This window comes from Pontibacter lucknowensis, assembly GCF_900156415.1.
Lineage (GTDB): Bacteria > Bacteroidota > Bacteroidia > Cytophagales > Hymenobacteraceae > Pontibacter > Pontibacter lucknowensis.
In genome coordinates, this window is sequence record NZ_FTNM01000007.1 from 77,659 (window position 1) to 89,621 (window position 11,963).

The window sequence follows — 11,963 nt, forward strand, 5'->3', positions numbered from 1 at the left end:
GTATGCTTGATTTACGGGTTAAGATTAACGTCTCTTTTTTTGAGAGGGAGTCTTGTTGATCTCAGCCAGAGCTGTTTCAGCCTGTGTATTGGTAGGGTCTAGTGTTTTTACCTCTGTCCAGTGCTTGATAGCGTTGTCACGCTCACCTTTCAGGTAATAGTAATAACCCAGATAAGTATTGGCTTCGATTAACTCCTTCTTATACTTTTCTTTCTCACCGTTTGTAAGCTTGATAAACTCTTCGTAGTGAGGCTTCGCCAAACCTTGCTCTGTTTCAGGGTCCAGGTTAGACTGCGCACGGGCTCTCCACAGGTGTGCATAAGCATAAGTAGGGTTGGCGTCCGTGATCTTCTTGTAAGTCTCGTCAGCCTTCTCAAACTGCTCTGCCATCATATAGGCGTTACCCAGGTGGAAGTAGTCGGTATTAGAAGCTCCTAGTTTTTCCTGCTTTCTGTTGTAAACCTCTACAGCTTTGTCAAACTGCTTCTCACGGGCATACATGTTAGCAAGGTCATAGTAAAGCTCTGGTTTAGTAGGTTCTAATGCAATTGCTTTCTCGAGGTTCTCTACAGCTTTTGCAGGCTGGTTGTTTCTTGCCAGGATTCTGCCATAATACTCGTAGTCGCTTGCAATCAGGCTATTCTGGTCTACCTTGCTCAGGTAGTTTTCCATTGCCTTAAGTGCTTCTTCAGGCTTGCCAAGTTCAAGGTAAGAGTAAGCCAACAGACGGTTCATTGTCTTGTTGTTAGGCTCTGTTTTCAGCACTTCCTGTACTTCACGCAGCGTACCTTCATAATCTTTTGTCAGGAAAAGGAAAGAGGCATACTTAGCACGAGTTGCAGGCGTATTTTCCGACATGTCTACAAACTGCTTGAACGTAGACAGTGCTCTGTCATACTGACCGGCAAAGTAGTAAAGCTCGCCAAGGTCACTGTACGCAGGTGCATAGTTTGGATCTAGTTCGATTGCCTTCTTATAAGCTTCTTCTGCTTCATTGTAGTTACGTGAGCTAGTATAAAGCTGGCCTCTTCTCAGGTGAGCCTTTGGCGACTTGTCGTTGATACGAATAGCATTGTCATAGCTTGTCATAGCCTGACCACCATTGCCCAGCTTCAGATAAGCATCACCCATCAGGAGATATGCTTCAGCATTATTTTTGTCACGCTCAACTGCCTGCTTAAGATACTCAATCGCTTTATTATAATCCTGCTCAGTTGCTTCAGGAGCCATCAGATAAGCTTCACCGATACTGGCAAGTACGTGAGAATCCTTTTTACCACGCTTCATAGCATCAGCAAAATGCTTCTCAGCACCAGCACGATTGCCTTTGGCCATTTCTACTTTACCAAGTCCTACCATATTGATAGCAGACTTAGAGTTTTTAGCTAAGCCTTGGTTAAAGTAGTAGGCTGCCGAATCTACGTTCTCAGAACGAAGGTATACATCACCCAGTCCAAAGTAAGCGTTGTCAGCGTTCTTGTTGTTCAACTGAGATTTATAAATAGACTTAGCCTCCTGATAGCGCCCCAGGTCCACCGCTTTGCGGCCCTGATCGCCAGACTGCGCAAATGCCGCTGCTGTAGGGAACATGGCAGCTACCAGCAAAGCATATTTCCAGTTATTTGTCATTGTTAGTTTAATTTAGGTTGTGTTATTATTGTTTGTAATGGTTAATCCTGTCTGAATTTACTCGCTCTATTATTAAAGCCCACTATACGTACTGGCATAGTGGCAGGCACAAGACCTGACTTTAATATAATACGTTGTCCGCGGTCACTTGCTACATAGGATGCAAAACCTGTGCCAAGACCCGCACGGCCCTCAGTACTAATGATATACCAGAACCTTCTGAGCGGATATTCTCCCTGCGCAATGTAAGCCTGGTACGGCTGAAAATAACTATCTGTTGTTACCGGGTTATCTTCGGCACTTACTCCTACTACCTTTACCTGGCTAAGAAAATTGAGCGAAGTTGTATCATCGCGGTCGCTTATCCAGTTCACACCAATTACCCCAATTGCATTCTCGTTCTTCGCAACATAGTCTATCAGTGCAGGATGGGAGTTGCTAGCGGAGGCTGTAGGAGGCAACGGTTGGCCTGCCATCAGCGTATCACGCATGTACCTCGCTGTACTGGAGTTGTTGTTGTCAAAGACAATAGCAATGTCCCGTAAACTGCTTTCTGGGTTTAACTGCTTCCAACTGGTAATCTTTCCTGTAAAGATGTCTCGCAGTTCACTCATGGTCAGGAGGGTATCCTGATTCTTGTTGTTAACAATAAGTGCAACGGCATCGATGGCGATTCTAGTATACCTGGGTGTAAGCTTTCGCTGATCAAATACTTCTTTCTCCTGATCAGTCATTTTGCGCGATACAATTGCGATTCGTGTGCTGTCATTGATCAGGTCATCAAACACCTTACCCTCTGCCTTGTACTGCGCATTTATATTGGCGTATTTGTAGATACCTTCAAATGTGCTTACCTGGCTTTCTATAATTGGTTGGAAGGTCTCATCTACACTTATGCCGATGGTACCAGTCGTTGAGGTGTCGCGTTTCGTTTCAGGGTTACCGCCGCAAGCTGCAAGCGCAACTAGTCCGAGCCCCAAAACCACTTTGGCTGCTTTAATCATCTTATCTGTCTCTCCTTGATTTGGAATTAACCTGATATGCTCTCACAAATCGTATGAGGCCATACAGTATAAGGGTGCCACCAAAGATGGTACGTGCCGTTTGTGACATTTCCAGGTTATACTGCTCCTCATCCATAAAGATGATAAATAGTCCCAGCGCTACATATACCAATGTCATCAGCATGCCAAAATAGCGTGCAAATTTGTTGAAAAATGTAACAGACGGTTTTTCGTCTTCTCGCCTTGGTCGTAGCATGTTCAGGTTTGCCTATATATGTAGGCCTAAATTTAAGGTTTATACTTTAAAAACTAAAGCAGAAGCCATGCTATGTGTAGATTAGCTTCTGCTTTATACTTTATATTATCATTTATCGTTGCAAGTTGAATCGTATTGGTAAAGTATAACGTACCGCAACAGGTTTTCCATTTTGTCTGCCTGGTGTCCAATCAGGTAAGCTTTCAATAACTCGCAGTGCCTCTTCATCGGTTCCGAAGCCCAATCCTTTCAATACTGTAGCATCGGTTACTTTACCGTTCCGGTTTACTACAAAGCTTACAATAACTATGCCTTCTATTTGCTCTGTAATTGCTTGGCGAGGATAACGTATTTTTTTGCTTATGTAGCGCATTAGTGCTGCTTCCCCTCCCTCAAATGCAGGCATCTCCTCGGCAAAGTCAATTACGCTATTTCCTTCTCCGCCATCAGTACCTGTTGTGCCAGCGTTACCGTCTGTTTCTATACCTTCCAGGTCTATGCTACTCAGTAGTTCTCCATCCGTATTCTGTGTTCCTATTATGGCTCCTTCCATCTGTTGTTGTGTAGGTGGAACTTCATCCGGACCAGGGTGCGAATCTGGTACAACAGTAGGGGTAGGGTTTCTGACAGTCTTGATTTGTTTTTCCTGTACGGGCACTACTGCTTGCTGTACAGGTTCTGGATTCTCTTTTGGCGGTGGGGGTAATAAAGGTTGATCTATTATAATTACCCTTTTATCCTTTTCAGAATCATGCTTCGCTGTCTGTGCTATTTCTTGTTTACCAACAATAAGTGGCCAGCCAAGCCCAGTAGTAAAGATGCTTGTTGCTAATAATGCTGCTGTTAAGATGTGCTTGCTATAATCCTTTCTGAGTACGTAAGCTCCATAAGCTTTATTTCGTGCTGCAAACACTACATTATTAAATGTCATGTCGAATAAATAGTTTTCTTTCATGGCGCATAAGTTTTAAATGTGAAGCAGTATTATCTGCATTTTCTTATTAGATGCACCACTAGCTATTTTTCCACAAGCTGTCTCGTTATTTTTTCATTGAATACATTTTTTGGGATAATGCCTGGGGCTCTGATTGAAAACTAGTGCATATAAAAAAAGGCCCTCCTGGGAGGGCCTTTTTTTATATTTATGGAGTCAGATTTACTTGATAGCAAATCGTACTGGCAATGTATAGCGAACAGGTACTGATCGACCGTTCTGCTTACCTGGAGACCACTTCGGCATTGTTTTCACAACGCGTACAGCTTCTTCGTCAGTACCAGAGCCGAGGCTTTTCACAACCTCAATTTCTGAGATTTCGCCTGTACGGCTTACTACGAACGAAAGTACTACCAGGCCTTCTACACCGGCACGCTGTGCAGCAGCTGGGTAGCGGATGTTCTTACCAAGATATCTCATCATTTCGCCTTCACCACCTGGGAATTCAGGCATCTGCTCAACGTAAGTATATGGCTTTTCTTCTACTACTTCAGCAACAACGTCGCTTGTACCGTCGATGTCTCCTAAATCAAGAGGAGCACCTTTAACACCTTCAACGTTTTTAGTACCAATGTCGATGTCTTCCAGTTCCTTCTGATCTGGCACCTGTTCCTCTTCCACAACTTCAGCATCACGCTTCACAACTGGTGGCGTAAACTTCACCTGTGCACGCACTGGTGGCGGCGGCGGTGGAAGATCTGGTGGCGGTGGCGGCGGTGGCGGCGTCGCTTCATCAATTGGTGGTGGTGGTGCTAACTCTACCTCTGTTACAATACGTTCTACTGGTACCACGACTTCCTCTTCTTCAAATAACTTAGCAATCAGTGGAATACTGATCAAAAGCGCAAAGATTGAGATAGCCATAATGGCTGCGGTAGTAACATGCTTATTGTACAGTCGACGTAGTAGGTAGGCGCCATACGCTCTGTTTCGTCCGGCAAAGACGATGTCGTCGAGCGATGCTTTTTCTAACTTACTAGTTTCCATGTGTTACTGTCCAGTTATGTCCTGAATCAACTGCTTGTCATTGTCGTTGATCTCAACAATAGCAAAGCGGTTGGTGTCAGTGATTTTCAATTCATCTAAAATATCTACTACGTTCTTGTAGCGAGACCCCTCCATTGGCTTAACGAGTACCGTCATTTTCTCGTTTCCGCGCACTTGTGGCGAAATCAATACTTTTCTGATACCGTTAGCAGAGTAGTCGGTTGTTTGAACTTCCGGATTTTCGGCTGGATCACCGAGACCAAAGTAGTAGTATACTCTGTCATTCTCCCCTAAGACAATTGTCATTGCGTTACTAGCTTTCAGAGCGATTTGCTCATCTTCAGTGTCCGGCTTGACAGGCATGTTGATTTCCATGGTCTGTGGCTTGCTGAACGTAGTAGTAAGCATGAAGAAAGTCAATAGAAGGAATGCAAGGTCTACCATGGGTGTCATGTCCAGATGGACAGACATTTTTTTGGCCCTTTTCTTACCACCTTTACCGGAGTCGGCTTTTTCTTGTATTTCTGCCATTTTTTAGCTCCTTTTTTTAGAGGTTAGAAGGTCTATTTTCCATGTCCGTAATCAGGTTGAACCTGTTGATCTTACGTTCCTGCAGCGTATCCATTACCCTTTTTACGGTAGGATAGCTTACATCCACATCCCCTTTGATTGCGATCACAACTTTAGGGTTTGTTAAGCGAGTCTGGTGTACCCAGTCACCTAGTTCATTTCTGGCTGAGTCAACCGGTATACCTGGCTGATTCACGTTTTTGCGATCAGCAGGCTCCATGGCCAGATACGACTTGAGTTGGTTCACCGGTACACCGAAGTTGGTCAACAGAGAGAAGGTCTTACGCTCTTCTTCTGTAAAGCTAACGCCGTACTTGGTGCCCATCTTGTCAAGCAACGCTTCTTTAGTTCCCTGCCCATCAACACCAAAGAACACTCTGTCCTCTTTGTCTACCGTGATGGTGATGATGTTGGTGTCAGGAAGTTTGATCTCTGATACAGAGGATGGTGTATCTACAACCACTGCCTCTTCAGGAGCAAACTTTGTTGTCAACATAAAGAAAGTAACCAGCAAGAAGGCCAAGTCCACCATCGGCGTCATATCCAACGACGGTTTGGTTCTTTTTACTTTTACTTTAGGCATTTTATTGGGTTATAGCGATTAGATAGTTGAATGAGGTCTTACAGTGTTAGCTGCAGTTTCGTGCTGCGAAGCGAACGTAGAGATGATGCTGAAACCAGCTTCGTCAATGCTGTAAGTTAATTCGTCAATCTTGCTAGTAAAGAAGTTATAAGCAATGATCGCGATAGCAGAACCAGTTACACCAAGAGCTGTGTTGATAAGGGCCTCAGAGATACCGTTTGCAAGAGCTACTGCGTCTGGAGAACCTGCTGTTGCAAGAGCCGAGAACGCCTTCACCATACCTAGTACCGTACCGATCAAACCTGTAAGTGTAGAAACCGAAGCGATAGTAGAGATAATCACCAGGTTTTTCTCCAGCATTGGAAGTTCCAGTGAAGTAGACTCTTCAATTTCTTTCTGAATAGCGGCTACTTTCTCAGCTTTAAGCAGTTCTGGCTCGTTCTGCATTTCTTTGTACTTAAGCAAACCAGCTTTTACCACGTTACCAACAGAACCTTTCTGTGCGTCGCAGGCAGCAATAGCACCGTTGATGTCACGCTGGTTCAGTTTCTGAGAGATTGTACGTACGAAACCGGCAACGTTCTTAGTTCCTTTTGCTTTGCTGATTGTAAGTGAACGCTCGATAGCAAAGATGAAAACCAGAAGGTTAAGCGTCAAAAGGATAGGTACTACCCAACCACCTTTATAAACAATACCCAGGTAGTTGTCCGGAAGTGGATGGTTCGCATTGTCACCGCCTTCAAAGTTGGCAGGATTACCGAATACGAACATATAGATAAGTACACATGCAATAAATGCAACCGGAATTACGATAGTGGCAAATAGAGAGGAAGTTGTACCGCTCTTTTGTTCTACATTAGCATCTTTGCTCACTACTGCAGTCTTTTTTTCCATTTTGTTTAAAAGTTTAAAGTTTAGCTGTTTGTGTTGTAATTAAATCGATTGTGTAATATAAGAATGTAATTGTTTTGGATTTAGTTCTTTATTGGTTTTGCAATTTCTGCTTTTTCCGCAATTTTCAAACGATTTCAAGCTTTAAATTTTGAAAAATCCCGACTTAATACTGTAAAGTCTGTCTAAAATAAATTTTTCGCTGCTTTAGCTTAAGGCGAATATTGCGGCTTTACAAATATATTTTATTTTAAATTCTTATCCAAAGTTTAAACTTCATACAGCTTGTCCTCTTTACTTTTCTGTATCCCTTACTGCCTGTTAAACAGCGGTTTATTCGCCATAATGGGTGGTAATAAACCTAAATTGTAACGTGATTTTAGTGCAAGCAATAAGTGAGGTTACTGTAATAGTAATAAAACAGGTGTGCGTTATTCAGAGAAGAGCAAAGCGTTTAAACTATTTGGTTGTAATAAAATTAAGTAAAACTAAGTTTGCTTGAGTTGTGCCTGAGAACAAATAGAAGCATAAATATAATGCATGTTTGACTAAACTGTATGCATGCCTATCTTTTTTTTGCCTGATTCCAGTAAATGTCCATTTCATTTAAGGACAAATCCTGTAGTCGTTTGCCATTTTTAGAGGCTTCCTCTTCCATGTACTGAAACCGATCTATAAATTTCAGGTTGGTTTTTTCCAGTGCTTCTTCTGGGTTTATGTCAATAAAACGGGCAAAGTTAATGAGTGAAAAAAGCAGGTCCCCAAATTCGCTGGTAGCTTTTAGGTGATCGATGGACTGAAGGTCTGCTATATTAAATTCAGATTCAAATTCATTCAATTCCTCCTGTACCTTTTTCCACACCTCCGACTTGTCATCCCAATCGAAACCTGCTCCACGGGCCTTCTCCTGTATGCGCATAGCTTTTACAAGCGCTGGTAATGAGGCTGGTACGCCACCTAATACCGATTTGTTGCCTTCTTTCAGTTTCAGTCGCTCCCAGTTCTGCTTCACCTCTTCTTCCGTACTGGCTGTTGCATCCCCATAAATGTGTGGATGTCTGAAGATAAGCTTCTCACAAAGTGAGTTCAGGACATCCGCTATGTCGAAGGCTTTTTGTTCAGAGGCTATTTTGGCATAAAACACCATATGGAGCATGATGTCCCCAATCTCCTTTTTTATTTCCTGCATATCCTGCCGGATAATGGCGTCAGATAGCTCATAGGTTTCCTCAATAGTCAAATGGCGCAGGCTTTCTATGGTCTGCTTCCTGTCCCAGGGGCATTTTTCACGCAGATCATCCATCACATCCAGCAGCCGGTCAAAAGCCTGAAGCTGTCGGCCACGTGGAGTATCTTCAAAACGTTGATTAGTCATAAAGGCAAATATAATAAATAACTGCCAGAGGTAGTTATATAGGCATTCTGCTATGTAGTAAATAGGACGATGATGACTATTTGCCGACAAGCATTCTGCTTGAGTTACAGTTCTGTGATGTTCGGGCTGACGGATACCGCAGCAGATAATGTTCAAACCTAAAACTAAATTATTACTTTTGCAGCTGAAAAAAATATTCTCGTAGTGGCTTTAATAAAATCAATTTCAGGAATCAGAGGTACGATTGGAGGGCAGGCCGGTGAAGCGCTTACCCCAGTGGATGTAGTGAAGTTTGCCGCCGCTTTCGGTACCTGGGTGTTGCAGACTACTGGCAACAATACCATCATTGTAGGACGCGATGCACGCCTTTCAGGTGACATGGTGAACAAGCTGGTTTGCGCGACCCTGCAGGGCTTAGGTATAAATGTAGTTGATCTGGGGCTGTCAACGACGCCCACTGTGGAAATGGCCGTGCCGGACTACAAAGCCGGTGGCGGCATCATTCTGACAGCCAGCCATAACCCAAAGCAGTGGAATGCGCTCAAACTTCTTAACCAGAAAGGCGAGTTTATCTCTGATGCTGAAGGCAAACTGGTGCTGGAATTGGCAGACAAGGAGGCCTTTGAGTTTGCGCAGGTAAACGACCTGGGCAGATACCAGCGGGATGACGAAGCGTTGCAAAAGCACATCGATACCATCTTGGCACTACCGATTGTAGATGTAAACGCTATTAAAGAAAAAGACTTCAGCGTAGCTATCGACTGTGTCAACTCTTCCGGAGGTATAGCGATACCGATGCTGCTGGAGGCGTTGGGAGTACATAAGGTTGAAAAGCTCTTTTGCGAGCCGGACGGCAATTTCCCCCACAACCCGGAACCGCTGCCAGAGAACCTGCGCGAGATAGCTCGCGTGATCGAGAAAGGCAAGTTTGACCTAGGTATAGTAGTAGACCCAGATGTGGATCGCCTGGCCCTGATCAATGAAGATGGCAGTATGTTCGGTGAAGAGTATACCTTAGTAGCCGTAGCTGATTATGTGCTGAAGAATCAGGTGGGCAACACGGTTTCTAACCTCTCCTCAACAAGAGCATTGCGTGACGTGACTGAGAAGGCTGGAGGCAATTACTTTGCCGCTGCTGTGGGTGAAGTAAACGTGGTGAATATGATGAAGGCGGAGAATGCCATCATAGGTGGCGAAGGTAATGGAGGTATAATCTACCCTGAACTGCACTATGGTCGTGATGCCCTGGTAGGTATAGCTTTGTTCCTGACACACCTGGCTAAGTCAGGTATGAGCATGACGCGCCTGCGTGCCAGCTACCCGAACTATTACATCTCTAAAAATAAAATAGAGCTGACTCCTGAAGTGGATGTAGACCAGGTGCTAGTTCAAATGCAGGAGCGTTACGCCAAGCAGCCGATTAACACCATTGACGGTGTGAAGATTGAGTTTGATAAGGAGTGGGTGCACCTGCGCAAGTCTAATACAGAGCCTATCATCCGCATCTATGCTGAATCGGAGAGCAACGCCACAGCCGAGCACCTGGCCAATAAAATCATTGCTGACATCAAAGAGATCATTTCGACAAAAGCGTAATGTGTTGTTGCTGTAGCATATTAATTAACTAGCAATCAGAGGTTGCGCCAAAGGAGAAATCAAGCTTTTTCTCCATTGGCGCAACTTTTTTTTATACTTTAGTAGTTCGTTTAAGAGAATCCAATACAAAATATCATGCGTGTTTATTTAGATAATGCAGCTACCACCCCTCTGGACAAAGAGGTTTTTGATGCCATGGCACCTTTTATGCTCGAGCACTTTGGCAACCCTTCTTCCATCCATTCACATGGACGAGAGGTGAGGTCTGCTATCGAAAAAGCCCGCCGCTCGGTAGCTACGCTGTTGAACACGTCGCCTGCCGAAGTATTCTTTACCTCGGGCGGTACTGAGGCTGATAATGCTGCCATTGTCTGTTCCTGTCGTTCGCTAGGTATAAAGCATGCCATCACTACTAAATTGGAGCATCATGCCGTGCTGCATACCATGGAGATGCTGGAAAAGAACGGAGAGGTTCAGCTGAGCTACCTGCGGCATGATGAACGCGGCAACCTGGACCTGGAGCATCTGGAGGAGATGTTGGCTAATCAGCCACGCACGATCGTTTCCATCATGCATGCCAATAACGAAATTGGTACTTTGAACGATATCGAGAAGATCGGAGAGATCTGCAGAAAGTATGACGCGATTTTTCACTCCGACACTGTGCAGACCATGGGCCACTACAAGCACGATGTGCAGCAGATCGGGGCCAACTTTCTGATAGGTTCAGCACATAAATTCCATGGGCCAAAGGGTGTGGGCTTCCTGTACTGTGATGCCAGCACTAAGATTCAGCCATTGATCCAGGGTGGTGCGCAGGAGCGCAACATGCGTGGCGGCACCGAGAACGTGTATGGTATCATTGGTTTGGCCAAGGCGCTGGAAATTGCCTACCGTGATATGGCCGAGCACCAGAAGCACATACAGGGATTGAAGGACCGCATGATCTACAAACTACGGGAACAGATGGAGGATGTGAGCTTTAACGGAATGTCGGAGTTTGCGGACAAGAGTTTATATACCGTACTCAATGTGAGCCTGCCTGCCTCTGACATTAACGAAATGCTGTTGTTCAGCCTGGACATCGCCAAGATTTCGGCTTCAGGTGGAAGTGCCTGCAGTAGCGGTGCCAATGCCGGTTCGCATGTGCTTCGTGCTTTGGAAGTAGATCCGGCTAGAGGTTCTGTTCGCTTTTCGTTCAGCAAGTATAACACAGAAGCAGAGATCGATTATGTAGCTGAAACGCTTGCCAAAATGTATAAAAAGGAGCTGGCCTAGGTATAGCTGGCATCCTTCAAAATATAAAAAGGCTTCAGCAGTAATGCTGGAGCCTTTCTTTGTGAAACGAAATTTTATAGGAGAACAAGGTATAGAGATGAGAAATATAGGCGTTTTTTGTGGAGCCAATGTAGGTATAAACCTAATGTACAGTGAGTCTGCAGCGCGATTAGGGGAGTTAATGGCGGAGCAAGGTATAAAGCTGGTATATGGTGGTGGCAACGTAGGACTGATGGGGGTGATTGCCGATGCGGTGCTGGCAGCAGGAGGCACAGGTATAGGCGTGATCCCGCAAAGCCTGGTTGACAGGGAAGTAGCCCATAGAGGACTGCAGGAACTGGTTGTTGTGGAGACAATGCACGAGCGGAAAGCCATCATGGCGGCTCGTTCCGATGCATTTATCGCTATGCCCGGCGGCTTTGGTACATTCGACGAGATCTGCGAGATCATCACATGGAACCAGCTCGGCATCATCAAGAAGCCGGTGGCCTTCTATAATATAAACGGCTATTGGGACAAGTTTTTCGAGATGATCGATCATACCGTAGCTGAGGGTTTTGTGAAAGGTGACCAGCGCGAAAACCTGATCGTAGAAAGTGATGCGGAGGTACTGCTAGATAGAATCAGGGCTTATGCCGATTCCACATCTGATTACTGGATTGATTTTAAGAGGATATAAATTGCTGGTTGTTAGTTGCTGTGCCCTCGCCGCTTGATGACCGAACGGTCACGCCCAGTTCAAACAGCTATGCTGTTTGCATTGATTAAGGACGAATTGACCTCTCTTTAGCACCCGTCAA

The 11,963-nt window shown here is 44.8% G+C and carries 12 protein-coding genes; 3 read left to right on the plus strand and 9 right to left on the minus strand.

The window, feature by feature from the left end:
* Positions 1-24: 24 nt before the first annotated feature.
* From BW972_RS18910 to mazG, 9 genes are all read right to left on the minus strand, one after another.
* Positions 25-1,629, minus strand: a complete 1,605-nt coding sequence (locus BW972_RS18910) for a tetratricopeptide repeat protein (protein WP_007656156.1) — start codon at positions 1,627-1,629, stop codon at positions 25-27.
* Between the two features lie 41 nt (positions 1,630-1,670).
* On the minus strand, positions 1,671-2,633 hold the full coding sequence (locus BW972_RS18915; RefSeq protein WP_007656155.1) for a PstS family phosphate ABC transporter substrate-binding protein: 963 nt from the start codon (positions 2,631-2,633) through the stop codon (positions 1,671-1,673).
* Between the two features lies 1 nt (position 2,634).
* Positions 2,635-2,889, minus strand: coding sequence for a hypothetical protein (locus BW972_RS18920; protein ID WP_007656154.1), 255 nt, complete (start codon positions 2,887-2,889; stop codon positions 2,635-2,637).
* Positions 2,890-3,001: 112 nt separating this feature from the next.
* A complete protein-coding gene (locus BW972_RS18925; protein ID WP_076423274.1) occupies positions 3,002-3,844 on the minus strand; it encodes an energy transducer TonB in 843 nt (280 codons plus the stop codon).
* Between the two features lie 201 nt (positions 3,845-4,045).
* The gene (locus tag BW972_RS18930; RefSeq protein WP_040574103.1) at positions 4,046-4,870 is read right to left on the minus strand and encodes an energy transducer TonB; all 825 of its coding nucleotides are present in this window, start codon (positions 4,868-4,870) and stop codon (positions 4,046-4,048) included.
* Positions 4,871-4,873: 3 nt separating this feature from the next.
* Complete coding sequence (locus BW972_RS18935; protein WP_234986456.1) at positions 4,874-5,341, minus strand: ExbD/TolR family protein; 468 nt, start codon at positions 5,339-5,341, stop codon at positions 4,874-4,876.
* A 76-nt stretch (positions 5,342-5,417) separates the two neighbouring features.
* Positions 5,418-6,023 (minus strand): ExbD/TolR family protein, encoded by a 606-nt coding sequence (locus BW972_RS18940; protein WP_007656147.1) that lies wholly within the window; start codon positions 6,021-6,023, stop codon positions 5,418-5,420.
* A gap of 18 nt (positions 6,024-6,041) precedes the next feature.
* Complete coding sequence (locus BW972_RS18945) at positions 6,042-6,917, minus strand: MotA/TolQ/ExbB proton channel family protein (protein WP_076423275.1); 876 nt, start codon at positions 6,915-6,917, stop codon at positions 6,042-6,044.
* 562 nt (positions 6,918-7,479) lie between these two features.
* Positions 7,480-8,289, minus strand: a complete 810-nt coding sequence (gene mazG, locus BW972_RS18950; protein WP_076423276.1) for a nucleoside triphosphate pyrophosphohydrolase — start codon at positions 8,287-8,289, stop codon at positions 7,480-7,482.
* Between the two features lie 204 nt (positions 8,290-8,493).
* Here mazG and glmM point away from each other — a divergent pair, with 204 nt between their 5' ends.
* The 3 genes from glmM (at position 8,494) to BW972_RS18965 (ending at position 11,842) form a co-directional block, all read left to right on the plus strand.
* A complete protein-coding gene (gene glmM / locus BW972_RS18955; protein ID WP_076423277.1) occupies positions 8,494-9,885 on the plus strand; it encodes a phosphoglucosamine mutase in 1,392 nt (463 codons plus the stop codon).
* Positions 9,886-10,020: 135 nt separating this feature from the next.
* Positions 10,021-11,163: a cysteine desulfurase family protein gene (locus tag BW972_RS18960; protein ID WP_076423278.1), complete on the plus strand. Its 1,143-nt coding sequence runs from the start codon at positions 10,021-10,023 to the stop codon at positions 11,161-11,163.
* 97 nt (positions 11,164-11,260) lie between these two features.
* Positions 11,261-11,842, plus strand: coding sequence for an LOG family protein (locus BW972_RS18965; protein WP_076423322.1), 582 nt, complete (start codon positions 11,261-11,263; stop codon positions 11,840-11,842).
* Positions 11,843-11,963: the final 121 nt, after the last annotated feature.